The following is a 23164-nucleotide window of genomic DNA, read 5'->3' as shown; positions in this document are numbered from 1 at the left end:
CAACGAGTGAAGACAACTGCGCCGCAAGTGCCTGAACTATGCATCCTGTATTTTACCCCTCGTTGCCTGGTTGGCTTGTTGCCTCGATGCCTGGTTGCCTTCCTACCGATGCTGATCGTAATAATTAACAGGCAGGGCTTGTCTTAATATATCCAGCTCCGCTTCGGAGAGCAAGGGCGATTCAATGGTTTTCACAGCCTCTGTCAATTGCTGTGGCGTACGTATGCCCACGATGGCGCTGCTTACCCCCGCTTGTTGCAATACATACCGGAGGGCTACTTGAGTAGCATCACGTAAAGGGGTAGTGAGCGAATGTACGGCAAGAGCAGCATGGCTCACGGCTTCCTTTGTGTAATTCAGGTAGGGGGCGGCCGGTTTATTGATCAGGAATCCTTTGGCCACACTACCCCTGGCCAATACGCCAATATTGGATTGTTTTAATAAAGGCAGGCAAGTTTCTTCAGGCCGCCGGTCCAGTAAACTATATTGCATCATTACACTCGATATGGCCGATCGCTGTACATATTCCCTGATTACATTAGGCCGGATAGAAGAGATACCATAATAACGGATCTTTCCTTGCTGCTGTAGTAGTTCAAAGGCCTCGATTGTTTCGTCCATGGGATCTTCCAGCGTTCCGCCATGCAATTGGTACAGATCAATATAATCGGTTTGCAATCTTTTAAACTGTCTTCGGCTGCTTGCAGGATATAGGCTTTACGCGGATTCCAATCCCAACCATTGCCATCTGCACGGGGTTGGTTACCCGCTTTGGTAGCAATTAACACTTCCTGCCGTTTACCCACTGCAGCGATCGCTTTACCCAATGCGATCTCGTTTTGCCCTTGCTGATAAATATCCGCTGTATCAAATAAGTTAATTCCTGCTGCTATAGCCTGATGAATCAATGGCTCACTCTGCGCATAATCATCACCCAACGACATGCAACCAAATCCTATAGCGCTGACTTCCAGTGTAGATTGACCGAGTATATGGTAATTCATGAGTAATAGGTTGAGTGCATTAACAGATGTATAACAACCGACATTATGATTTCTTTAATAAACCATTTTGCCCTTCAACGGTCTTAATAGGGTAGCAGTTAATTAGTCATTAAGAACTTAAACATAAAATTATGAAAACAATATTAACATTCCTGATGCCGCTGATTGCAGTAGTTACAGGATTAGCCAGTTACAATCTTTTAATGAAGGAAATTATATGTTATCGGCCGGACTGATCGTAGTGTCTTTCCTGTCTACCAGTGCGGGTGTATACTTATTGACCAATAATAAGAAAGCGGCATTTCAATAATCGATTTGTACAGGGTTTAAATAGGGTATATTTCAGGTGTTATTCATCGGGGTGCTATCATGGCATCCCGATGTTTTTTATAGCGTCAGAGGTGACACCTTTCGTTTTTCGGGGCCAGGGAAAGGTGTCACCTCTACCGTAGCAACAGGTATGCCCTTTGCCTGACTTTTGCCAGCAGTAAAATCCGCAGTATATTGGTGGTATGAAAAAGATCATGACTAAGCTCCTGCTTACCTGTTTGGTACTGACTATTATTTCTATGGGCAGTATTGCACAAACCAGGAAACCTGAACTGAACCATATCGCCCTATCGGTAAAGAACCTGGTCAAAAGCACCTCTTTTTACAGTAAGATCATACATCTGGATACGATTCCTGAGCCATTTCATGATGGCAAGCATACCTGGTTTAGTATTGCCGCACACAGTCACCTCCATCTGATAGAATACAGCGATCCCATCATCGTACCAGGCAAGGGCACGCATTTATGCTTTCGTGTTGCTTCCATAGAAGGCTTCATCCAACGCCTGGAAAAGAACAATATTCCTTACTCCAACTGGCAGGGCGACAACAAAGAGGTGACTACGCGGGTAGATGGCGTGAAGCAATTGTACCTGCAGGATCCGGACGGATACTGGATCGAGATCAATAATGATAAGTGAAAACCTGTAGAAGCCGCTCCCAGCAGGCTATACCCACGCGTATAAAAACTTGATCTAAGACAAAAACTAAAGCGCTTACTCCATCACGCGTAAAAATCAGTAATACTACGGAATGTTGCAAAGCAGGTAGCTGGTAAATTGGAATACTGTTTTAAATGTATAACCCAAGCCAACTAACTATGCCCGGAACTAATTATCCTTTCCTAAACAAGTCTATTAAAGATATCAGGAACGAACAATGGAGAGACATCCCCGGTTTTGAAGGCATCTACCAGGCTTCCACGTATGGCCGTATTAAATCACTCGACCGCACCATCCTCCACGCCCGCCTGGGACAACAATTTGTAGGAGGTAGGATATTAAGCCAGTCCATTGCAGAGAACAACAATATTAAAACAGGTGAACCCATGATCGACCTGCGGGTTTCATTAAGTATGGATGGTGTACAACATTACTTCAATACCCGGCGCCTGATCTACCTGACGTTTATAAATAAGAAGATCAATTACCAGCGCGATGGTTTGTATGTGATAAACAAAGACGGCGATGGCTATAATAATAAAGTAGCCAACCTGCAACTAGTCACCAAAAGTGAAAAGCAAAAGCGGGTATTCACACGCGATCGCCAGGATAGTTACCTCAAAATAGCCGACCGCTCTAAATGGCCTAAAACCTATGGCGGCTATACCCGTCGCAAACCCATTAAGCAATATACCAACCGGGGCAAGCTCATTGCCAAATACGAAAGTGTGAGTGAAGCCTCCCGCCAAACCGGTATTGGTGAAAAAGAGATCATACAGGTAGCCAAAGGCGTATACTCCCAATGGAATGGGTACAAATGGAAATATGTGAACCCATAAGAAAGCTGTTAGCGATTAGCTTTTAGGCGATGTTCTCCATCTATTTCATGAGGTCTTCCCAACGGTAAAAGTGGAAAGTTTTGTCGGTGCTCATGGCTACAAACAGGCCCTTGGAAAAGGTACTATTCAATGGCGTTGCCACCACTTCCGATCCATCACTTTCCAGGGTAGCCAGGTGCACAGTTTTTACCAATACATGGTTGTGCGGATTACCAGCACTCCCTCCCGGGTGAAAATATGAAAGCGATTGGTTTGCTGATCCGATACCAGGATGTAGCCGGTACTATCCGTTAAAGGATAGATAGAAATGCCTTCGTGGTCCTGCTTGAATCCCTTCCTTCCAAAAGCAGCCAACTCCTCCCCTCCTTTTGCCGGATCGGCATAATACTTCCGAACGCCATAACCTTCATCAGAATAATATATATACCCCAATGCATCGTCTACGGCAATGGCTTCAATCTCCTTTTTGCCGCTGAACTTACCAAACTTACGTACCAGGGCGCCTTTAACTACGCCCCGACCATCATCTTCCAGCAAATACTGCCATAAATAGCCACCATCACGGGGACCTGTCTTTCTGCCTACTATGGCATAGATCTTACCATCGGGAGCTTTGTACAGGGCAATCCCCATCAGGTCCCTGTACTCCTGGCCTGTTTCACCAACAAATACATCTACTCCTCCTCCATCAATGGGTTTCATATCCGGCACGGAAAAGATGCGGAGTTTATGGGTAAACCGCTCGGTGACGACAGCAATATCGGTGGCCTTTCCTTGCAGCATCAACCCATATTCCACATCCACATTGTTGGGCCGTTGCAGGTTGGGCACCACTTTACTGGGTATGATGTGGCCCTGCAGGTCAAATACATACAATGCCCCATCCTGGTCCTTATCCGTACCCAGTACCAGGCTGGCAGCAGGATCGGCAGGATTGATCCATATGGCCGGGTCGTCAGTATCATGGTGCACCGTATCGGTTATAATCACCGGCCTTATGATACCGGCCGTATTGGAGCGTCCTAACCCGGCAGTTGACCCGCAACCTGCATTCGCAATAAATCCTATTATTAAAAAGCCGATGCAAAATAGCGCATGTGTTGTAGATAATTATTGATCAATTATTTTTCAAGGGTAAGAACAATAGTGGCTGTTTTATCATCATCCAGTTCGCCTTCCAGTTCCAACTCCAATTTACTGCCTGTAATTTTGAAAGAACCGGCATACTTAAATTCTTTAAAGGAGTCATTTTTCAGTTCCAGCCTTTCTCCAAATTCCATATCACCTGCCAGCTTATCATCATCCAATTCTTCTATCTCCGCTTCTATTTCTATGACCTTGTACTTTGTTTTTACCTTGCCGCAGTCATTTACCTGTTCGGTAGCCTTCAATACCACCACCGCTTTTACTTCTTCAAACTCAACTTCCAGGGTGATCTCTTTTACGTCAGCCGCCCGAAGATCTTTAATATCGGCATTCACCAGGCCAAATAGTTCTTTAAAATGTGCAAAGGCCGCTGCATCTGTATGATCCAGGGTCCACTCGCCATAAATACCTTCATCATCCTGCACCTCGTACTTGAATTTAGCTGTTTTATTTACCTGTACCTGGCTATTATTGGTACCAATACCAGTAAGCTGAATGGTAAGTTCCCGCTTTTTTGTGTTGAACACCGCATCATCAAACAAGTCCTCATCCACTTCAAACTCAATCTCCACTTCTTCTACGCCGGCCGGAAGAGTAACGGTACCTGTACCATTGTTAACATCAAACTGCAAGGGCACTACAATACCTTTATCTGCAGAGGTAGTACAATCATCTATTTCATAAAACGCTTCCGCTCCTTTGATGTAATCGGCTATTTTGGAGAATCCTTTAAAGCTGGCAACTTTAAAATTAACCTGTACGGCTTCTTTAAGGTGCACTACTTTTCCGCCCAACTCTTTACCAGCGGAACCTACCCGGTCGGACAAAGTGATCTTGAAACTGAAAGCGTCTTCATCTTCGAGGCCGCCATCACCTTTATCAGACAATACCACTACCTGGGGAAACTGGTCGCCGGTTAATGGTTTTACCAGGTCATCATTTTCTTTGTCACAAGCTGCGGTGCTTAATAGCGCTACCAGCACAGCCAGTTGTATTCCTATTTTTTTCATACTGCTATAATGGAGAGGATGAATGAGATTTTTAATCCGGGTGAGCCGCCTTTGAGAAGGTGACCCACCCTTTGATTTGTATCCGGTGAGCCGCCTTTTAGAAGATGATCCACCCTTGATTTGTATTCGGTGAGTCGCTCTAGGTCGGTAAACGGTGGGTCACCCTTTGGGGTGGCTCACAGTTTACGGCTTACCAATCGAACTTGACACCGAAGCGGCCCCATTGCTGGTAATATTCCCGCTGAATGAGTTGGGTTTTATTGGCCATATACCGTTCAAAAGGCTGGTTGGTAATATTGAGTGCTTCGGCAAATACGCGCCAATGGGCATTGAAAGCATATCCTGCACTGATATCGGCCTGTAGTCTGTTCTTAACAAAAATATCTTCTGATGCCGTACCGCCTACTTCACTCAGGTATTCACCATTGAAGTTGAACGATACGCGGACATTGAATTTCTTCCTTTCAAATGCCAGGGAGATATTGCCTACATGGGTAGCCTGGCCAGGCAGGCGCAACTTTTCGGTAGCATTGGGGTTGGCTTCATTGGCCTTACGGCTCTGCAGGGTGGCCGATGAATGGGCATAGGTATAATTGAGGTACACACTGAAATACCGGAGGGCGCCCGGCAAAAAGCTCAGGTTATTCTGAAAAGCCAGTTCAACGCCTGTGACATTGGCTTTATTGCCATTTTGCGCCTGTACCACATCAATGCTGTTGATATAAGGAGTGCCGGTAAGTGGGTAAGGGCTATTGAACAATACCCGGCGGTAAATAAAATCATCCAGCCGCTTGAAAAAGAACCCGCCCGACAATACGCCTACATTGCCAAAATAATGTTCGGCCAGCAGGTCGAGGTTGAAGGCGCTCACCGGTTTGAGGGCAGCATTGCCGGCAGTGGCGATACGATCTTCCTGGTTAATTTCCTGCGAGGGGATGATCTCACTGAAGTTGGGCCTGGCATACGAAAAAGTAGCGGCTGCCCTCAGGTTGGTAAAGCGGCTAAGCTGGTAACGAATGCTCACCTGGGGCAATAGGAAATCATAATTGCTACTGCCGGTAACCGGTACAATTTCTTTCAAATCACCAGCCCCATCAATCACCACATCCTTTGAACGATAGTTTACGTTTGTATTTTCATAACGCAGGCCTGCCAATACCATTACCTTATTGAATTGCTGCCTGGCCATGAGGTAAGCAGCATATACATTTTCCTCCGCATCATAAGCTTCCAATGCTTCATCGATCGCTTTATCTTCCAGCGAGGCTTCAAATTCGGAAGGGTTGGCATTGAAGTAGCTGATAAACTTACCTACTGATAAAGGGCGACCCAGGTTATAACGTCCATCCAGGAAACTGTTCTTAATGGGGTCTTCATCAAATGCATCAAGTGTAGGTACATCGGCAATGGCGCCATAATAATCCTGACTGATGGTATAGCTTTTTCTTTGCGGCGCATCTTGGCGCCCAGCTTAATGAGGCCATTATTATTGTGCCACTTATAAGGAATACCGAGGTCGAACTTGGCCGTGATATTACGGTCTTTGGCAAGCGTATGACCAAAACCGGCTTCATCAAATTCATAAGCCTTATTGTCGGTAAAATTATCAGCCGCAATAGAAGGATATTTAGGATTGTTGTAACCAAGCGTAGATGGAATGCCAGCTATGAAACCAATTTCATTATCATAAGGCGTATTCTGCCGCCCCATGGAAAACTGGGCTTCATAATTAAGGAAGAATTGCTGAAAATTGTGTTTGGCGCCCAGGTTGATGCTCGTCACTGACTGTGCTTCAAAACGGTCCTTGGTGAGTTTTTCAATTTCTTCATCTTCTGGCTTAAATACATACCTTCTTCTCCACTCCCGGTCGGTAAAGCGACTGTACAAAGTGCGCAGGTATATTTCATGGCGCGGATTAAACCGGTAATCGATGGTACTACTCAATCCCAGTCGGGTGCGTGTAAGTGCATAATCGCGCAACTCCACTTCATTGTCTTGCGGTGATCTTTCCAGGTTATCCGATCCCAGGTCATTGTGGTAATAACTGCTGTTGAACATAAGCCCCAGCTTTTCATTCTTACCCAATCGTTGTGCATATTGCAGTTGCCCCTGGATATTGGCCTTGCGCATCAGCTGGTTATAGCCACCCGCTACCGACGCATTGATACGAGGCACCTTGCTTTGTGCAGTTCGGGTAATGAGGTTCACCGACCCACCCACCGCATCGCCATCCATATCGGGTGTTAGGGATTTGCTGACTTCAATAGATGCCAGTTGATCGGCCGGGATGGCATCCAAGGCAACAAAACGCACATCGGCTTCGGGCGAAGGTATCTGCTCACCATTCACACTAACATTGGTAAACTGTGGCGCCAGCCCCGTACAAACACGTAGCGTCCTTCACCCTGGTCGCGCTCTATATTCACACCCGGCACCCTTTGCAAGGCTTCGGCAGCATTGGGATCGGGAAAGCGGCCTATCTGGTCGGCAGCAATTACATTCTTTATATTATCGGCATTCTTCTGTTGGTTAAGCGCCTTGGCCTGCCCTTGCAATAATCCCATGACCACCACACTACTCAGGCGGGCATAACTGCTCGACAGATCAATTTGCAGGGAACGGGTTTCATTGGCTTTCAATTGTAAAGTGATGGTGGTATCCCGATAGCCAAGGTAGCGTACCACCAATTGCCGGTTGCCCGGTGTAGCATATAGAAAAAGGAACCATTGACATCAGTAACTGCTGCATTGTTGGTACCCGACAGGGTAATGGTAGCGCCGGTAAGCACTTCCTTATTGACGGCATCGGTGACCTTCCCTTTAATAATTGCCTGCTGCGCCCAGGCCCCCATACTGGTGGTGAGCAATAAGCAGCAGGTGATCCATTTTGTTCTCATAATTGGTTTTTGTTCGATGCGCAAATTTGATCGCTAGCCTGCTGGAAAGGAAGAAACCGGCGTGAACAAAAGGTATACAGGCCCGTCAACAGCGTGAACAAAGAGGCAACAAGACCGTTACCAAATTCACTAAGCAATTTGAGATCAATTGATTGAGTATCGCCAAAACAGGCATTAAGGAATTGTTACGGGAAGATGAACGCAATATTACCAGTTGCCGGTTACCTGTACCAGGTTCCGGTTGCTCCCGCCACCTGGCAGGAATGAATGCTGGTTATAAGTTATGAGATCCACCAGGATTTCCTTCCAAAACTCGAAGCTCACAGCTCATAGCTTGTATTTATAATCCTCCAATAAAAGCAGTGAGGGATTCTCCTTCGGAGAGGTTCAATTTTTGCGCAGGCGGTAACGGGCTACCCGCAGGCTATCCTGCGAAATACCCAGCAAGGTGGCAATATCGCCCGAGCTTAGGTTCATGCGCAGCAGGGCTACCAGGCGCAGTTCGGCGGGCGTGAGGTTATCAGCATGCTGTTTGAGGTTGGTAAAAAGGTTTGGTGCACCTGGTCGAAGATGGCCCTGAAATCGTCCCAATAATTATCCTGACTAAAATTGAGACTGATCTTTTGCACCAGCTGCCGCAATTGCTTTTTCTGGTCCCGTTTGTCATCTTCGGCAATCTCCTGCAGTTTGCTACGCAATTCCTCCAACAGCTGGTTCTTTTGTATGAGGTGCAGGGTATGGGCCGACAGTTCCTTACTACGTACTTCGAGGATGGTTTTTAGTTTCTCTTCCTCCAGTTGATTGTTGCGGATCTCGACTTGCATCAATTCCTTCCCTTTCTCATATATGTCCTTGTTCTGTTCGTTGAGGGCTTTCTCATTCCTGATGCGTAGGCGCTGGCGGCTAATGATCACCACGCCCAATACAATCAGTAAGGCCACCACCAATGCAATGGCAATGGCTACCACCACATTGACCTTTTTCTGTGAGGTAAGCCTGACGAGCTCGTTGTTCTTCTTTTTCTACTTCATACACGGTTTCCAGGAAAGCGATCTGCTGGTTATTGGCCGAGGCATAAATCTTTTCCACCAGGCTGCGCGACTGTTCATTGTATTGAAAGGCGCTGTCAAACTGTTTTAGCAATTCAAATCCCTGGCCATATCCCGGTAAGCGCTGGCCAGTTGATATTGCGACTGGGTTTGCAGGGCCAGTTGCAATGCCTGCCGGGTATATGCCAATCCTTCCCGGTAACGACCTGTTTTACGATCCACATCGCCCAGGTTATTCAATATTTCAATTTGGGCAATGGTATTGTTGTGCTGTTGGTTGATGGCCAGGGCTTTCTCAAAACAAAGCCGGGCTGAATCGTAGCGGGCATAATCCTCTAAAATGCTGCCCATGTTCTCAAATATCTTGGCCATGCCTGTACTATCGCCTAATTCATGGTAAAGTGTCAGCGCCTTATGCTGGTATTGGTAGGCCGTATCATACATCAGCTTCTTTTCGTACCAGTGCCCCAGGTTGCCATAGGAAAATGCCTGCCCTTTTTTATCCTTGCGGTCAATGTTGATCTGCAGGGCTTCCCTAAACTGGTGGCCTGCCAATTCTATCTGCTTGTTGGAATAATACACCGTGCCCAGGTAATTAAGGGTAGCCGCCAGCCGGTTGGATTCTCCTAGCCTCCGGAAGATCTTTTCGGCTTGCAACAAATGGTCAATGGATTGGGTAAAATTGCTGTAATTGTAAAATACCTGGCCTATCTGCTGCAAACAGATACCCTCTACCAGTAGGTCATTCTTTTCTTTGACCGTAACTACCAGCTCTTTTAAGATGATATAGGCCGAGTCGGGTTGGCGCTTCGCCAATAATTCAGTTTGGTCCAGCGTAAACAACCATTGTTTTTGTTGGGCAAAAGATGGCCTGGTTACCAGCAGCATAACCATGATCAGGAGCAGTACACGAAAGGGAAATAATGTAACAAACCGGGCATCATACATAAGTCTCGGGTAAATTCGGCTGCTAAAGTAAGTTGCTGCCGGGGTGTTTATAATTCCTTAACGCAAACTTAATAAAGCCCCGACCCAGGCAACACATGCCATAATAAAATATACGTAAGCAGGCCCGGGGATTTTTGGTAAATTGGGTATATGAGAAAAATTGACTCCAGCAGCACGCTCCTGCTACTAATGCTATTAGTCAACCTGCCGGGATTTTCCCAAAATCTAATGACACTCAGCGATCGGGAAGGTTCTAACCTTTCTCAGTTTGAAAGATCACTCAGCGGACGTCCTGTGATGGAATTCGGTGCCGATATACAGGGCACAGCCTTTTACAGCAATGACTGGTCACCCGGTGTAGTACAATTCAGGGATGGCAAAATTGCCAAGGGTCTTCCTTTGCGGTATAATATCTACAACAACAAGGTATTTTTTCAGCGTGAAGAAAAGCAGCTGGAATTCACCGAGCCGGTAAGGGCATTCTGTTTAGGTATGGACAGTGCTACTGCTCCATTGTTCCGCAATGGATATACACCCATAGACAAAAATGATGCGGAAACATTTTACGAGGTACTGGTCAATGGCAAGGTGCAATTGCTCAAGTACAGGCAAAAACCGTGCGGGAGTTCCGGGAATTGAGCAAGCCCAAGGAAAAGCAGTTTGAAGATATTGAAGCCCTGTATGTCTTTCTTCCCAATTACAGGATAGAGAAGATCAAAAGAATAAGAGCGATATCCTGAAACTACTGCCGGAATATGCTGATGCTATAAATAAGATACTGGATACCCAAAAACTGAACCTTAGGAATGAAGAAGACCTGGCCACGTTGTTTCGTGAATTGAATAAACAATGACTTGACCAATAGATGGCAGGTTCTATTTCGCATTTATCCAGGCCGAGTAGATCTTGTTGTTATTATACCGGGAAGGCATGTCGTTGATCTTTTCAATAGTGTCATAACCCAGCTCCTCAAACAATTGCTTCAGCATAGTAAAACCAATGGGATAGGGTACCCATTGATTGGCCTTGTTGGTATCGTACTCAACAATCAGGAAGGCGCTTCCCTCACTCATACTTTCCCGTATTTTATCAAGAAAGGAAAACTTGTCCTTCACAAAGTGTAGTGAATTGGCCATGAGAATACCGGTAAGGCCCGTCAGATGTAATGGATCATTGATAAAATCGGCCTTCAGGGTTTTAATAACCACCTGCGCTGGCGCCTGGATCTGTTGAAGATCGGCTATATTCTTATCTACGGCATAGATGGTACTATTGTCGCCTATTAAATGAGCCAGCGCCTTTGTGAACATACCAGTGCCTGCGCCCAGGTCAGCCCAGGATTGAGGCGTTATACTATCCAGGTAGGGCGTACGAATAAGGTCTATGGCCTCTTTTAGTTCCATGTGGTTAGTGCGGTTTCTTTTTAAACAATCCCCAAATCTGATCATGCCAGGAAATAAGGTTGCCGATCAGAAAATATTCTTTGAGGTTATTTTTGATGCTGCTGCGCATAATGCGTACTACCACATCTTTTTCAACCTCCCTACTTCTTTTACCCGGATAAGGAATTCCAGCGAAAAGAACGCCAGGGCGGCGCCTATCAAAAATAGGAAATTCATATCGTGGAGTGATACCAGGTGAAGTACTTTATTGACCTGCGGCCCCGCCCATTCGGCATTGATGACGAGTGAGCGGTGGGCAAAATAATCGGCCAGGATACCACCAATGAGGGGCGCTACTGACGAAAAACAGCGGTGATAATATTTTTCGTAGACAAATACACAATGGCGTGTTCGTTGGGCGCCAGCTTTAAACCAATATTGGTAAGCGAGAGGTTTATACCTGCCGTAGCTATACCCGTAAATAAATGAATGAACCCCAGTAATACCAGGTTGGCTGCAAAGCGCGAATAAATACCTACAAAACACCAGGCAATAATGCAAAGGATGTACACTGGAGCAGCAATGGCCAGGATGGTTTTATTACTGTACCTGTCCGAAAAACGCCCCCACATGCGTATGGTGAATATGCTGCTCAACTGACTTAGTACCGTTAGTCCAATGACATAGGTCATCGAAAGGCCCAGGTGTTTCAACATGTACACCGTAAAGAAGGGGATGGCTATGTTTAACGCAAATACCCAGGCCGAATTGAAGAGGAGTAGCTTTCTGAAATTGTTATCCTTTAGCGGTCGTTTGAATAGCTGGAAAATGTTTTCCCTGGCCAACATGGATTGAGGCTCGGGCACTTTAGACAATACGATGGCGCCGGTAATGCCAATTACACCGGCTATGATAAACATAATGGAGTAGGTAGTAAGCTCCTGGTTGGGATAATGGTCTTTCACATAATCAATGGTAAAGGCCAGTAACAGGCTCAATAGAACATTGAGCAACTGCATATAGCTGCTGCGACGGGAGAAATAAGTACCTAACTGGTTACCCGGTACCAGGTCCTTCATCCAGGCGTTCCAACTCAAACCGGCAATGGATGCAAAGAGGTAATAGAAAAAAGGAAAAAGATCAGCACCTGGATGGAGCCAGTGGCAAAAAAGGCATCACACCAATTACCGCCAGGGGTATACGTGCCAGCAGGGCACAGGTTACACTGATGGCCCGCCGGTTATTGTAACGCCGTACCAGCCAGATAGACAATAGCTGAAAAATATTGGTAAAAGTGGGCAAGGCAGCCAGTAAACCAATCTGCAAATTGGTGGCCCCCAGCAATAAGGCCATGGCTACCAGGAAGGCGCCACCCGTAAGGGTCGTCATTGCTTCGGTGGCCATACCTTCTGTGACAACCAGCCTGAGGCCTGTTTTCACTTCCTGTTCTGTAAGCAATTTCTTCGGCCTCACATCCATAGGTTAAATTCCATTCAATTTTTACCAATTTATGATTACTGGAAAGTTAGGTAGGATTAAGTGTGCAATAGAAAATATTCATTCAGTTACAATACCCTACACCAAATTCACCCTATCGTTGCAAAATAAATGCCTGCCTTCAGTATCCACGCAATCCGAAGTGCAAACAACAAATGTATGCAATCGTATGTTTTGGTCAGCTGTTTGTAAGTAGTTCTATTTGCATAATTGTGTACTTGGATTATTCCGTTTTTTTGGTTTACCTTGGACATACGATTCCAACTAACTGCTATTGCCCAACCATATGGAATATAAAGTATTTGATGATGAGATTCTGTTGAAATTGCTCAAAACAGGCGACGGAGCTGCCCTGGAAGAGATCTACAAAAGATACAGTGAAACCGTATTCTTAGCTGCTTTTCGTAAAGTACGCTCAAAAGAAGTGGCTGAAGAACTTGTTCAAAACCTGTTCATCAGCTTATGGGCCAAGCGGGAACAAGCCCAGATAGAAAGGTTGGAAGCCTACCTCCATACTGCCATCCGCTACCAGGTAATCGACTATATCAGGTCAAAAATTCTCCGGGAACGTTACTCCCAATTTGCCAAAGAACAATTGCATGTAGACGAAAACCCTTCTGAATCAAAGCTTTTATTACAGGAGTTGAGTATTGCCATTGACAATACCATCAAAAAACTGCCCCAAAAAACCCAGGAAATATTCCGCCTTAGCCGCTATGAACATCGCTCAGTGAAAGAGATCGCCCAATACATGAACCTTTCCGAAAAAGCTGTTCAATACCATGTAACCCAGTCTCTTAAATTCATGCGCTTACACCTGCGCGACTTTATTCTAATGAACACCCTATTGGGTGTCTTCACCCGTTTACTATTGGATATCAATTGAGGAGGACCTTTTAAGTATCAATTACCCTTTAGCAGTTAGCCTTAAGCTACCAGCTGTTAGCTTGCAGTACCTGCCTATTCCTACTAGCTAACACCTAATACCTAACACTTGAAACCTCATCCCTAGTAGCATTAGTTTTTTTAACATTTCCCTTAGGGTACCGCAAATCTTAACCGACAGATAGTTAAGTCCTTCTACCTGAAGACGGATTTAACTATCTCCCATGAACCGAAGAGCATTTTATCATTTATTACAGCGATATGCTGACGGCAATTGTACTGACGAAGAAAAAAAGTTGGTGGAGCAGTGGTATGAATTATTGGATGATGATCATGAGCCCGCCATTAGCCAGGAAGAAGTAAAATCAACCGTTGAACGCCTTTGGCCGGTTATTAAGGAAAAAACATTACCCATCCCTGCTTTAGCCATACCAGCTAAAACAGGCAGAAAAATACCAGCATATATACGCTGGAGCAGTGTTGCTGCCGCAGTGGCTGCCATATTTTTGGCATTTATTGGTTGACCGGCTCCTCTGAAAATGTGGAATCGTATTTGTATAACCAGCTCCCTGAAAACCTTAACCAGGCTAAAAATCAAGGGTCAGCTCCCGATACGGTTTACCTGCCCGATAAGAGCCTGGTGATACTGGAACCGGGCGCTAAGATCTATTACCCGGACAGCTTTGTGTTGTCAAAAGAGAAATATACCTGGAAGGCAATGCATTTTTTAAAGTAACCAAGAATGCGCAATCGCCTTTTTATGTATACAGCAATAACCTGGTCACCCAAGTACTGGGCACCAGCTTTTTTGTAAAGACCAATACGGTAACCCATGATGTAGAAGTATCGGTACGTACCGGTAAGGTGGCGGTATATGAACATGAAGGACAGACAAGGAACAATAAAAGAACGGACGAATCAACCGGTGTGATCTTAAAACCTAACCAGAAAGTGATCTATAACCGGCAAGACGGTCACTTCAGAACAACGCTGGTGGATGTTCCCTTACCCTTTTGCCCAATAGCCAACAGGAAGAAACGGTAACCGAATTGAATTTTGTTTTTGAAGAAACCCCTATCACCAAGGTATTGTCCTGCCTGGAGGACGCCTATCATATTGAGATCATTACAGAAAATGACAACCTGGGCAAAAGTCTTTTTCTCGGGTGATATCAAGGGGCAAAACCTGTATGACCAGCTGGAGATCATTTGCCAGTCAATACAGGCGAGCTATGAAGTACGCGGTACACGTATCCTTGTAAAAGGAGATTCAGATAACTAAACGGCTAATAACATTTATTCAACTCACCAAAACTAGCGTATATGAAAAAACACTCAAATAACATACCACCCCACTAAAAAAGCAAAAAGCTGACAATGCTACCAACATTGCCAGCCGGGCATCCGTCCGGCGGACGGATACATTATTGTACGTGCCTTGAAATTCAGCGAACAATAACAATCAAATTTATGAAAAAACAACGACTTGTTGCCTTAACTGCCATTGCAATGAGAATAGCGTTTATACAGATTTTCCTGGTCTTTTTCTGACTTCCATGGCCTACGATCATCATGCTGATGCACAAGGAATAATGGATAAAGTAGTGACCCTGACTGTAGACAAAGGACAACTGAAAGATGTATTCAATTCATTGAAGATCCAAACTGGAGCACGATTTGTTTTCAGCTCCAAAACCATTGAAGCAAACCGGAAAGTATCTATCAAAGCGAAAGAAAAAAAAGTTAAGTGATGTTTTAGAGGAGCTGTTGGCTCCCTTTGGCATCAACTATAAAATCGTAAAAGACCGTATTGTGCTGTACAGGCCTAAAGCTATGGGATTTATCTTCAACAGTGCTGCCGAAGATAATGAACTGGTAGTAAGCCTTGAAACAGCCGATAAAGAAATAAAAGGACAGATCACCGATGATAAGGGCAGCCCCTGGCCGGTGTAAGTGTAGTGGTAAAGGGTACCACCAAGGGGGTCAATACCGATGCCACTGGCTCATTTACTATTAGTGTACCGGATGATCAAAGTGTGTTGGTGATCAGTTATATCGGTTACCAACCCCAGGAGGTAAGCATAGGGGGTAAAACCTCGCTTAGTGTTGCCATGACACCGGTATCGGGACAACTTAGTGATGTAGTGGTAGTGGGTTATGGTACCCAAAAGAAAGTAACTGTTACCGGTGCGGTGGCCCAGATCAAGGGTACTGAACTCGCTAAATCGCCTACGGTGAACCTGTCCAACGCATTGGCTGGCCGCCTGCCCGGCGTTACAGCCATACAATCCGGGGAGAGCCCGGATACGATGGTTCTACCATCCGTATCCGTGGTTCCAATACGCCCAATAACAGTGGCGCACTGGTGGTGGTAGATGGTGTCCCGGATAGAGCTGGTGGCCTGGAACGTTTAAACCCGGCTGACATTGAAAGCATGTCGATCCTGAAAGATGCTGCAGCCGCCATCTATGGATCCCGCGCTGCCAACGGGGTAATCCTTATTACGACCAAACGTGGTAAAACAGGTAAACCGGTGCTTTCCTATGATTTCAACCAGGGATGGTCACAGCCTACCCGGCTTCCCAAAATGGCCAATGCTGTAGAATATGCCACCATTGTTAATGAGCTGGTATTGTTTGATTCCAAGTTAGCTGCTGATCAATGGCCTGCTGCATGGAAAGCGCTGAAAGAAACGGGTGAATACCTGCCCGCCGGGGGCGGTACGAAGATCACTGCCGATTATGCGCCCGACATCATCAAAAAACACGGGGATGGTTCGGATATCTGGCGTTATCCCAATACGGATTGGTTTAAAACAGCGCTCAAGAACTGGTCGCCTCAGTCCAAACACAACCTGCAAATATCCGGTGGTTCTGAAACTGTTAAATACCTGGCCTCTATTGGCTACAATAACCAGGATGGTTATTATAAAAATTCGGCCACTGGTTACAAGCAGTATGATATGCGCCTTAACCTGGATGCCAAGGTAAACAAGTACATCAGTACCAGCCTGGGTATTACAGCAAGGGAAGAGTTCCGCTTTTCCCGACCAAAGGAGCAGGTGCTATCTTCCGTATGCTGATGCGTGGTAAACCTACGGAACAGGAAGTATGGCCCAATGGTTTGCCGGGCCCGGATATTGAGAATGGTGAAAACCCCATTGTGATCACTACGAATGCTACGGGATATGACAAGGATAAAAGGGATTACTTTCAAACCAATGGCCGCGTGGAATTCCAGGTGCCTGGTGTAACCGGATTGAAGATAACGGGAACCGCGGCGCTGGATAAATACATCCGCCGTACGAAGCGTTGGGAAACACCCTGGTATCTCTATTTCTGGGATAAGAAAACGTATGAAGCCGATGGTGTAACGCCCAAGATGACGAAGTCGATGCGTTCTACTTTTACTGATCCCCGGCTTACTGAGTCGCATGAAGATCAACTGAACGTAAACCTGAGTGGCTTTATCAACTACGACCGTAGCTTTGGCCGCCATACGCTCAACCTGTTGGCAGCGGTGACCAGGGAAACGATCGACAACGAAAATTTCAATGCCTTCCGCCGGAACTATATCTCTCCTACCATCGATCAGCTCTTCGCTGGTGGCGATGATGCGCAGAAGAATAACAATGGCGGCGCCTTTAAACGTGCACGCCTTAGTTATTTTGGCCGGGTAAATTATAACTACGATGAGAAATACATGGCGGAATTCCTGTGGCGCTATGACGGTTCCTATATGTTCCCGCAAAGCGACCGGTATGGATTCTTCCCTGGTATCCTGTTGGGCTGGCGTTTATCGGAAGAAAACTTTATGAAGCCGCTTCATTTTATTGACAACCTGAAGCTGCGTGCCTCCTGGGGACAGATGGGTAATGACAATATCATCTTTGGTGGTGTGTTACAAGAATATCGTTATCTCTCTACTTATGGATTCAACTCGTATATCGCCGGTGGCAATATTGTGAAAACGCTTATAGAAAGCGGCGTACCCAATCCGGGTTATACCTGGGAGGTAGCCAACAATTCGAATGTGGGCCTGGAAGGCGCTGTTTTAAACAACAAACTTACTTTTGAGCTGGACTACTTCTACAATATCCGGAGCAAGATCCTGATGACGAATGAGGCCATTGTACCCGCTTCTGCCGGTATGACCTTACCTCCCGAAAACCTGGGTAAGTTAAAAACAAAGGCTGGGAATTCAACATCGGCTATAGTGATAAGGTGAGCACTGATTTCAGGTACAGCATCAGCGTTAATGGCGGTTATGCTAAAAATGAGGTGATCAAGCTACCTGAAAGTCCGGGCCTGAAACCGCACCAATTGTCCAAAGGTCATACCTATGGCACCAATGGAGCTGCGTTTCTGGTATATGAATATGATGGTGTTTTTAAAGACCAGGCCGACATTGACAAAAACAAGATCGATTACAGTGCCGCTACGAATAAGCTGCTGCCCGGCGATATGAAGATCAGGGATGTGGATGGCAATGGCAAAATTGATGCTGACGACCGGGTAAGATTGGACAAGAACCGTGACCCACTCTTTACAGGCGGTTTAAATATCAACCTGCAGTATAAGAATTTCGATTGTACCATTTTGTTCCAGGCAGCTACGGGTGGACTGTTGTTCTTTGGCACCGAGTCGGGCACGATCGGCAACTTTCTTAAATACTCTTATGATCATCGCTGGACGGTTGAAAATCCCAGTAGTACGGATCCCCGCCTGGCCAACCGCGGTAATACGTATTATTCCGGCGGGGCCTTTGGAGCCAATACTTACTGGCTGCGTAGCAGCAACTACCTGCGACTGAAAAACTTTGAAGTGGGTTACAATATGCCCGCTGCCATTTGTCAAAAGGCTGGTATGAGCAGCCTGCGTTTGTACGTGAATGGCATCAACCTGCTTACAATGGATAAAATGAAAATATGGGACCCTGAGTCCACCAGTGGTAATGGTCAATATTATCCGCAGTCGAGGATCATCAATGTAGGCGCAAGAGTAACCTTTTAAAACCGATCATCATGAAGAAACGCTTTTTATACTTTACAATACCCTTGTTTGCCGCAGCCGTTATTGCAGGCTGTAAGCAGGAATTCCTTGATACCAAACCGCTTGACAAGGTTTCTTCTGCCGATACCTGGAAGGATGGAGCCTTGTCGGAAGCCTTTGTAACAGGTATCTATTCCGGTCTCGGACAAGGAGGCTTTGATGAACAGATGCTGGCTTCTTTAAGTGATGAAGCCGTATTTACACATCCTGGCCGTGGTATCAATGTAGTGAATGAAGGTACCCTCAACCCGTCTAACCTGGGATGGGTAAATGTTAATTATCGCTGGGGCAAAGATGGAGGCAATAACGATATGTACTCCAAGATCAGGGCAGCCAACCTGGCGCTTGAAAATTTGCGGACAGCCACCTTCGAGAATGTTAATGGCCTTAAAGAGCGCTTGCAGGGTGAAGCGCATTTTATGCGTGCTTTCTATTATCACCAGTTGGTACGTTATTATGGCGCGGTGCCTATTGTAGACAGGTCGTATGGCCTGGGTGAAGATTATTCTATAGCGCGCAATACTTTTGATGAATGTGTAACCTTCATTATAAAGGAATGTGACAGCACGATCCTTTTGTTGAAGGACAAGACGCTTGCTACCGGCAGGGCCAATGAACTGGCGGCCATGGCCCTCAAGGCGCGTATGCTGCTCTATGCAGCCAGTGACCTGCATGATATGCCGACGGCAAAAGCCAAATCGACCACGCTTAATGCCTATGCAAAACCTGAGCTGCTGGGCTATCCCAGTGGTGATCGTATAGCGCGGTGGACGGCTGCTAAAAATGCCGCCAAGGCGCTTCTCGACAAAGCTGCCAGCAAAGGTTATAAGCTGGACCTTACGGCACCTGCTTCGGCCGAAGATGGCAAGAAGAATTTTGTATCTCTTTCGATGGGCGGGGGCAGTAAAGCACCCGGCGTAGATGAAGCTGCTAAAAATGAGATCCTTTTTGGACGGTACTGGACGCTTGCCCGTGAAGAAGGGGGTATGCAAATTGGCTTGTATAATGGTCCTAATGGCTACCACAACTGGGCAGGCAATGCGCCGATCCAGCAATTGGTAGATGATTATGAATATATGGATGGCAACCAGGGAGCTGTAAAATTCAACTGGGCAGTTGACTCGATGAAAAATGCACCGTATAAGAACCGGGATCCCCGTTTCTATGCCAGCATTCTTTATGATGGAGCCGACTGGAAGCCACGTGATAAGGTATCGGGTAATGTAGACCCAGCCAACCAGATACAAAGTGGCCGGTATGATGCAGGTGGAGGTACGCTGGCGGCGGGACTCGATACCAGGTCCAGCTCAATAGAAAACTGGAACGGAAGCTGGACGGGTTATTATATACGCAAGTTTACTGATCCCGATCCGGGCATTGCAGATAACAATACACGCCAAACGATTCCCTGGCCCTTCTTCCGGTATACAGAAGTGGTGCTTAACTATGTAGAAGCTTGTATAGAATTGGGTGAGGATGGTGAAGCACGTACCTGGCTTAATAAAATACGTTACCGCGCCGGCATGCCTGCGATCACAGAAAGTGGCGCAGCGCTGAAAGACCGTTACCGTAATGAAAGAAGGGTAGAAATGGTTTATGAGGACCAGCGTTATCATGATGCCCGTCGCTGGATGATCGCACCCAGTACGCTTGGCCGTAAACTGCTGTACATTGATGTAATAGGCAATTTAAAAGCAGGCGCTACGGCTCCATCACCGTATAAACGCGATGAAACAAAATATAAGTACAGCTATACGCCCATAGAAGTTAATTCACTGGAAAACAGACGATGGGATGATAAAATGTACTTCAGGCCCATACCACAGGATGAAATGAATACCAACCTTAAGCTGGTACAGAATCCGGGGTACTAAAGAAAAGATGGCAGGTATTAGCTTTTAGGTGTTAGTGAGCACTAATCAATCGACAGTCGCTTTTCGTTTGGTGTTTTAGTTTTCGTTAGCAAAGTCAGGTCGCTGTAAAGCGGCCTGACTTATTTTAAACAACCAGCCTATGATCTAATAATACACGTAAATTCAGTTAATTAAAACGTACTGCCTTGTATTTAATCAACAACAACTGCCCCCGCCTTCTGGCCGCCTGCCTACTGCTGGTAGCCAGTTGCCAGAACCACCCTGCTGCAACCTACACCACCCCGGCCAAACCGCCGCTCTTTACGTTGATGGCCCCAGAACAAACGCAGGTACATTTCTCCAATACGCTTACGGAAGGGCTCAACACGAATGTATTGATGTATGAGTATTTCTATAATGGTGGCGGCGTGGCTGTTGGCGACCTGAATGGCGATGGTCTTACGGACCTGTACTTCTCAGGTAACATGACGGATAATAAGTTGTACCTCAATAAAGGGCAGCTACAATTTGAAGATATTACGCTTGCTGCCGGAGTAGCCGGCAGACCAGGGCCCTGGAAAACGGGTGTTACTACGGCCGATGTGAATGGCGACGGGAAACTGGATATTTACCTCTGTTATTCGGGAAAGCTACAAGGAGAGAAAAGAAGGAATGAACTGTATATCAATGAAGGGAATGATGCCGGAGGAAATCCGCATTTCAGTGAGCAAGGGATTCAATATGGCCTGGGCGACACAGCTTACAGTACGCAGGGCTATTTCTTCGATTATGACCAGGATGGGGACCTGGACCTCTTCCTCCTGAACCACAACCCCAATTCATTGCCCATACTGGAGGAAGCCCGTACATCTGTGATCCTGCAACAGGAAGACCCCGCCACTGGTGTTCGGCTTTATCAAAACAACCAAAATCATTTTAAAGATATTACGCGCCAGGCAGGTTTCAGCAGTTCATCGCTGACCTATGGCCTTGGTGCAGGCATTGCCGATGTGAATGGGGATGGGTGGCAGGACGTTTATGTATCCAATGATTATGCAGTGCCTGATTACCTGTACATTAATAATGGCAATGGCACTTTTACGGACAGGCTGGCGCAAAGTGTGGGGCATAACAGCCAGTTTTCGATGGGTAATGATATTGCCGATGTGAACAATGATGGACTACCGGATATTTTCACGCTTGATATGCTGCCTGAAGACAATCGGCGGCAAAAGTTATTGTTTGCTCCTGATAACTATGAGAAATTCGAGCTCAATATCCGCTCGGGGTTTCATTATCAGTACATGCGTAATATGCTGCAGTTGAATAATGGCAGGCGGAAAGCAGACAAAGGGTTCAAAGCAAATGACGTGTATTTTAGTGAGGTAGGGCAACAAGCTGGCATATCCAACACAGATTGAGCTGGGCGCCGCTACTGGCGGATTATGACAATGATGGATGGAAAGACCTCTTCGTTACGAATGGGTACTTACGTGATTTTACGAATATGGATTTCATCAAGTACATGAATGACTATACGCAAAGTAAGGGCAGGTTGCGCCGGGAAGAGGTGTTGGAACTGGTGCATCAGATACCTGCCTCCAATATTGTAAATTACCTATTTGTCAATAATGGGAATGGATCGTTTACCAATACAACCCAAGCATGGGGCATTCAAAAACATCGAATAGTAATGGTGCTGCTTATGCGGACCTGGACAATGACGGCGATCTGGACCTGGTGATCAACAATATCAATGAGCCGGCCTTTATCTACCGCAATGAAAGTAATGGACAGCAGCACTACCTGCAAATAAAATTACAGGGGGCGGGTGGCAATACACAAGGTATTGGCACCCGGGTAATGTTGTATTACAATAATCAGCAACAATACCTGGAGCAAATGCCCTCCCGTGGCTATCTTTCTACGGTATCCGCGATCCTGCATGCCGGTTTGGGTGCTGTAAATATGATTGATTCGCTGCGTATTGTTTGGCCTGGTGGCAAGACGCAATTACTGAAAGGCATCAAGGCCAACCAATTACTTGTGGTGACGGAAAAAGAAGCTACGGGTATATACCATAACGCTGTGATGCCTGCCCCTTTATTTGCTGAAACTACCTCCCTATTCCGCACGGTTATGCGGCTAATACCATCAATGATTTCAAAAGGCAGCCTTTGCTGGTGAATCCCCTCTCCTTCAGCGGGCCTTGCCTGGTAAAAGGGGATGTAAATGGCGATGGGCTGGAAGATATTTATGCAGGTGGCGGCAGCGGGCAGGCAGGGGTATTGTACCTGCAACAAAAGAACGGGCAATTTACGGTCAGCAAGCAAACTGCCTTTGAGGCGGATAAGAATTGTGAGGACGCCGATGCCGCCTTTTTCGATGCCAATGGAGATGGCCATACGGATATATATGTAGTCAGTGGCGGCTACCACAACTACCTGCCCGATGATGGGCTGCTACAGGACAGGGTCTATATCAATAACGGCAAGGGGGTATTTACAAAAATGCGGATGCCTTACCAGCGATGCGGGTAAGCAAAAGTTGTGTACGGGTGAACGACCTCAATGGCGATGGCTTTCCCGATCTTTTGTTGGAGGCCGCGTAATA

33 protein-coding genes and 2 pseudogenes are annotated in these 23164 nt (G+C 46.2%); 21 read left to right on the top strand and 14 right to left on the bottom strand.

All coding sequences use genetic code 11. From position 1 onward, the window contains the following. Positions 1 to 102 precede the first annotated feature (102 nt). Positions 103 to 944 (bottom strand): annotated as a pseudogene (locus RS881_RS09280) (aldo/keto reductase). A gap of 584 nt (positions 945 to 1528) precedes the next feature. On the opposite strand from RS881_RS09280, the gene RS881_RS09275 reads away from it, so the two are divergent. Together RS881_RS09275 and RS881_RS09270 are read left to right on the top strand one after the other, a co-directional pair. After that, positions 1529 to 1975, top strand: coding sequence for a VOC family protein (locus RS881_RS09275; protein ID WP_315820819.1), 447 nt, complete (start codon positions 1529 to 1531; stop codon positions 1973 to 1975). Positions 1976 to 2154: 179 nt separating this feature from the next. Continuing rightward, positions 2155 to 2835 (top strand): NUMOD4 domain-containing protein, encoded by a 681-nt coding sequence (locus tag RS881_RS09270; protein WP_315820818.1) that lies wholly within the window; start codon positions 2155 to 2157, stop codon positions 2833 to 2835. Positions 2836 to 2875: 40 nt separating this feature from the next. Here the strand turns inward: RS881_RS09270 and RS881_RS09265 are convergent, their stop codons facing one another. The 10 genes from RS881_RS09265 to RS881_RS09220 form a co-directional block, all read right to left on the bottom strand. Further along, positions 2876 to 3028 (bottom strand): hypothetical protein, encoded by a 153-nt coding sequence (locus tag RS881_RS09265; protein WP_315820817.1) that lies wholly within the window; start codon positions 3026 to 3028, stop codon positions 2876 to 2878. Next, complete coding sequence (locus RS881_RS09260) at positions 3022 to 3807, bottom strand: phytase (protein WP_315820816.1); 786 nt, start codon at positions 3805 to 3807, stop codon at positions 3022 to 3024. Before RS881_RS09260 ends, RS881_RS09265 begins: the two co-directional genes overlap by 7 nt. 149 nt (positions 3808 to 3956) lie before the next feature. Then, positions 3957 to 4991, bottom strand: a complete 1035-nt coding sequence (locus RS881_RS09255) for a hypothetical protein (RefSeq protein WP_315820815.1) — start codon at positions 4989 to 4991, stop codon at positions 3957 to 3959. 190 nt (positions 4992 to 5181) lie between these two features. Further along, the gene (locus RS881_RS09250; protein WP_315824411.1) at positions 5182 to 6324 is read right to left on the bottom strand and encodes a TonB-dependent receptor domain-containing protein; all 1143 of its coding nucleotides are present in this window, start codon (positions 6322 to 6324) and stop codon (positions 5182 to 5184) included. Then, entirely contained in the window at positions 6303 to 7340 is a 1038-nt protein-coding gene (locus RS881_RS09245) for a TonB-dependent receptor (RefSeq protein WP_315820814.1), read from the bottom strand. The genes RS881_RS09250 and RS881_RS09245 overlap by 22 nt, the downstream gene beginning before the upstream one ends. Beyond that, complete coding sequence (locus tag RS881_RS09240) at positions 7337 to 7675, bottom strand: TonB-dependent receptor plug domain-containing protein (RefSeq protein ID WP_315820813.1); 339 nt, start codon at positions 7673 to 7675, stop codon at positions 7337 to 7339. The genes RS881_RS09245 and RS881_RS09240 overlap by 4 nt, the downstream gene beginning before the upstream one ends. Then, complete coding sequence (locus RS881_RS09235) at positions 7627 to 7887, bottom strand: carboxypeptidase-like regulatory domain-containing protein (protein ID WP_315820812.1); 261 nt, start codon at positions 7885 to 7887, stop codon at positions 7627 to 7629. Before RS881_RS09235 ends, RS881_RS09240 begins: the two co-directional genes overlap by 49 nt. A gap of 488 nt (positions 7888 to 8375) precedes the next feature. Continuing rightward, positions 8376 to 8858: a hypothetical protein gene (locus RS881_RS09230; protein ID WP_315820811.1), complete on the bottom strand. Its 483-nt coding sequence runs from the start codon at positions 8856 to 8858 to the stop codon at positions 8376 to 8378. Next, entirely contained in the window at positions 8791 to 9030 is a 240-nt protein-coding gene (locus RS881_RS09225) for a hypothetical protein (RefSeq protein WP_315820810.1), read from the bottom strand. The genes RS881_RS09230 and RS881_RS09225 overlap by 68 nt, the downstream gene beginning before the upstream one ends. Beyond that, entirely contained in the window at positions 9024 to 9884 is an 861-nt protein-coding gene (locus RS881_RS09220) for a tetratricopeptide repeat protein (protein WP_315820809.1), read from the bottom strand. The genes RS881_RS09225 and RS881_RS09220 overlap by 7 nt, the downstream gene beginning before the upstream one ends. A 150-nt stretch (positions 9885 to 10034) precedes the next feature. Here RS881_RS09220 and RS881_RS09215 point away from each other — a divergent pair, with 150 nt between their 5' ends. Beyond that, the gene (locus tag RS881_RS09215) at positions 10035 to 10523 is read left to right on the top strand and encodes a hypothetical protein (protein WP_315820808.1); all 489 of its coding nucleotides are present in this window, start codon (positions 10035 to 10037) and stop codon (positions 10521 to 10523) included. Then, entirely contained in the window at positions 10502 to 10624 is a 123-nt protein-coding gene (locus tag RS881_RS09210) for a hypothetical protein (RefSeq protein WP_315820807.1), read from the top strand. Before RS881_RS09215 ends, RS881_RS09210 begins: the two co-directional genes overlap by 22 nt. Positions 10625 to 10759: 135 nt before the next feature. Here RS881_RS09210 and RS881_RS09205 read toward each other — a convergent pair whose 3' ends face one another. The 3 genes from RS881_RS09205 to RS881_RS09195 form a co-directional block, all read right to left on the bottom strand. Then, the gene (locus tag RS881_RS09205; RefSeq protein ID WP_315820806.1) at positions 10760 to 11287 is read right to left on the bottom strand and encodes a class I SAM-dependent methyltransferase; all 528 of its coding nucleotides are present in this window, start codon (positions 11285 to 11287) and stop codon (positions 10760 to 10762) included. A gap of 332 nt (positions 11288 to 11619) precedes the next feature. Beyond that, the gene (locus tag RS881_RS09200; RefSeq protein ID WP_315820805.1) at positions 11620 to 12363 is read right to left on the bottom strand and encodes an MFS transporter; all 744 of its coding nucleotides are present in this window, start codon (positions 12361 to 12363) and stop codon (positions 11620 to 11622) included. A 43-nt stretch (positions 12364 to 12406) separates the two neighbouring features. Beyond that, a complete protein-coding gene (locus tag RS881_RS09195) occupies positions 12407 to 12745 on the bottom strand; it encodes a hypothetical protein (protein ID WP_315820804.1) in 339 nt (112 codons plus the stop codon). A 292-nt stretch (positions 12746 to 13037) separates the two neighbouring features. Between RS881_RS09195 and RS881_RS09190 the strand changes: the two genes are divergently transcribed. The 17 genes and pseudogenes from RS881_RS09190 to RS881_RS09115 all read left to right on the top strand — a co-directional run bounded on the left by RS881_RS09190 (position 13038) and on the right by RS881_RS09115 (position 23091). Continuing rightward, on the top strand, positions 13038 to 13649 hold the full coding sequence (locus tag RS881_RS09190) for an RNA polymerase sigma factor (RefSeq protein ID WP_315820803.1): 612 nt from the start codon (positions 13038 to 13040) through the stop codon (positions 13647 to 13649). Between the two features lie 223 nt (positions 13650 to 13872). Then, positions 13873 to 14172: a hypothetical protein gene (locus RS881_RS09185; protein ID WP_315820802.1), complete on the top strand. Its 300-nt coding sequence runs from the start codon at positions 13873 to 13875 to the stop codon at positions 14170 to 14172. A 29-nt stretch (positions 14173 to 14201) separates the two neighbouring features. Continuing rightward, positions 14202 to 14384 carry a hypothetical protein gene (locus RS881_RS09180; protein ID WP_315820801.1) on the top strand — a complete coding sequence of 61 codons (183 nt, stop codon included), beginning with the start codon at positions 14202 to 14204 and terminating at the stop codon, positions 14382 to 14384. Then, a pseudogene (locus RS881_RS59210) lies at positions 14351 to 14455 on the top strand (FecR domain-containing protein); the annotation flags it as partial. The gene RS881_RS09180 and the pseudogene RS881_RS59210, both read left to right, overlap by 34 nt. 57 nt (positions 14456 to 14512) lie before the next feature. Then, the gene (locus RS881_RS09175; protein ID WP_315820800.1) at positions 14513 to 14692 is read left to right on the top strand and encodes a hypothetical protein; all 180 of its coding nucleotides are present in this window, start codon (positions 14513 to 14515) and stop codon (positions 14690 to 14692) included. A gap of 18 nt (positions 14693 to 14710) precedes the next feature. Next, positions 14711 to 14929 carry a hypothetical protein gene (locus tag RS881_RS09170; RefSeq protein WP_315820799.1) on the top strand — a complete coding sequence of 73 codons (219 nt, stop codon included), beginning with the start codon at positions 14711 to 14713 and terminating at the stop codon, positions 14927 to 14929. Positions 14930 to 15203: 274 nt separating this feature from the next. Next, positions 15204 to 15398, top strand: a complete 195-nt coding sequence (locus RS881_RS09165; RefSeq protein WP_315820798.1) for a hypothetical protein — start codon at positions 15204 to 15206, stop codon at positions 15396 to 15398. Between the two features lie 61 nt (positions 15399 to 15459). Next, entirely contained in the window at positions 15460 to 15600 is a 141-nt protein-coding gene (locus RS881_RS09160; protein WP_315820797.1) for a hypothetical protein, read from the top strand. Positions 15601 to 15605: 5 nt separating this feature from the next. Further along, positions 15606 to 16022, top strand: coding sequence for a carboxypeptidase-like regulatory domain-containing protein (locus RS881_RS09155; RefSeq protein ID WP_315820796.1), 417 nt, complete (start codon positions 15606 to 15608; stop codon positions 16020 to 16022). Beyond that, the gene (locus tag RS881_RS09150) at positions 15935 to 16729 is read left to right on the top strand and encodes a TonB-dependent receptor plug domain-containing protein (RefSeq protein WP_315824410.1); all 795 of its coding nucleotides are present in this window, start codon (positions 15935 to 15937) and stop codon (positions 16727 to 16729) included. The genes RS881_RS09155 and RS881_RS09150 overlap by 88 nt, the downstream gene beginning before the upstream one ends. After that, positions 16729 to 17874, top strand: a complete 1146-nt coding sequence (locus RS881_RS09145) for a SusC/RagA family TonB-linked outer membrane protein (RefSeq protein ID WP_315820795.1) — start codon at positions 16729 to 16731, stop codon at positions 17872 to 17874. Before RS881_RS09150 ends, RS881_RS09145 begins: the two co-directional genes overlap by 1 nt. Beyond that, entirely contained in the window at positions 17871 to 18659 is a 789-nt protein-coding gene (locus RS881_RS09140; protein ID WP_315820794.1) for a SusC/RagA family TonB-linked outer membrane protein, read from the top strand. The genes RS881_RS09145 and RS881_RS09140 overlap by 4 nt, the downstream gene beginning before the upstream one ends. 11 nt (positions 18660 to 18670) lie before the next feature. Further along, positions 18671 to 20572: a RagB/SusD family nutrient uptake outer membrane protein gene (locus RS881_RS09135; protein WP_315820793.1), complete on the top strand. Its 1902-nt coding sequence runs from the start codon at positions 18671 to 18673 to the stop codon at positions 20570 to 20572. Between the two features lie 185 nt (positions 20573 to 20757). Beyond that, positions 20758 to 21972 carry an FG-GAP repeat domain-containing protein gene (locus RS881_RS09130; RefSeq protein ID WP_315820792.1) on the top strand — a complete coding sequence of 405 codons (1215 nt, stop codon included), beginning with the start codon at positions 20758 to 20760 and terminating at the stop codon, positions 21970 to 21972. Next, positions 21969 to 22295, top strand: a complete 327-nt coding sequence (locus tag RS881_RS09125) for a hypothetical protein (protein WP_315820791.1) — start codon at positions 21969 to 21971, stop codon at positions 22293 to 22295. Before RS881_RS09130 ends, RS881_RS09125 begins: the two co-directional genes overlap by 4 nt. Then, positions 22217 to 22738, top strand: a complete 522-nt coding sequence (locus RS881_RS09120; RefSeq protein WP_315820790.1) for an ASPIC/UnbV domain-containing protein — start codon at positions 22217 to 22219, stop codon at positions 22736 to 22738. Before RS881_RS09125 ends, RS881_RS09120 begins: the two co-directional genes overlap by 79 nt. Then, positions 22735 to 23091, top strand: coding sequence for an FG-GAP repeat domain-containing protein (locus tag RS881_RS09115; protein ID WP_315824409.1), 357 nt, complete (start codon positions 22735 to 22737; stop codon positions 23089 to 23091). The genes RS881_RS09120 and RS881_RS09115 overlap by 4 nt, the downstream gene beginning before the upstream one ends. Positions 23092 to 23164 lie beyond the last annotated feature (73 nt).

This window comes from Paraflavitalea speifideaquila (assembly GCF_032395985.1).
In the GTDB taxonomy this organism is placed as follows: domain Bacteria; phylum Bacteroidota; class Bacteroidia; order Chitinophagales; family Chitinophagaceae; genus Paraflavitalea; species Paraflavitalea speifideaquila.
The sequence above is the reverse complement of the archived record's forward strand: the minus strand, read 5'-3'. Positions and strand labels throughout refer to the sequence as shown.

Coding starts and splice junctions, on each gene's coding strand:
- RS881_RS09255 (WP_315820815.1), bottom strand. CDS start 4,991: ATGAAAAAAATAGGAATACAACTGGCTGTGCTGGTAGCGCTATTAAGC.
- RS881_RS09270 (WP_315820818.1), top strand. CDS start 2,155: ATGCCCGGAACTAATTATCCTTTCCTAAACAAGTCTATTAAAGATATC.
- RS881_RS09120 (WP_315820790.1), top strand. CDS start 22,217: ATGGGGCATTCAAAAACATCGAATAGTAATGGTGCTGCTTATGCGGAC.
- RS881_RS09135 (WP_315820793.1), top strand. CDS start 18,671: ATGAAGAAACGCTTTTTATACTTTACAATACCCTTGTTTGCCGCAGCC.
- RS881_RS09145 (WP_315820795.1), top strand. CDS start 16,729: ATGCGTGGTAAACCTACGGAACAGGAAGTATGGCCCAATGGTTTGCCG.
- RS881_RS09275 (WP_315820819.1), top strand. CDS start 1,529: ATGACTAAGCTCCTGCTTACCTGTTTGGTACTGACTATTATTTCTATG.
- RS881_RS09165 (WP_315820798.1), top strand. CDS start 15,204: ATGGCCTACGATCATCATGCTGATGCACAAGGAATAATGGATAAAGTA.
- RS881_RS09195 (WP_315820804.1), bottom strand. CDS start 12,745: ATGGATGTGAGGCCGAAGAAATTGCTTACAGAACAGGAAGTGAAAACA.
- RS881_RS09220 (WP_315820809.1), bottom strand. CDS start 9,884: ATGTATGATGCCCGGTTTGTTACATTATTTCCCTTTCGTGTACTGCTC.
- RS881_RS09235 (WP_315820812.1), bottom strand. CDS start 7,887: ATGAGAACAAAATGGATCACCTGCTGCTTATTGCTCACCACCAGTATG.
- RS881_RS09215 (WP_315820808.1), top strand. CDS start 10,035: ATGAGAAAAATTGACTCCAGCAGCACGCTCCTGCTACTAATGCTATTA.
- RS881_RS09205 (WP_315820806.1), bottom strand. CDS start 11,287: ATGGAACTAAAAGAGGCCATAGACCTTATTCGTACGCCCTACCTGGAT.
- RS881_RS09185 (WP_315820802.1), top strand. CDS start 13,873: ATGAACCGAAGAGCATTTTATCATTTATTACAGCGATATGCTGACGGC.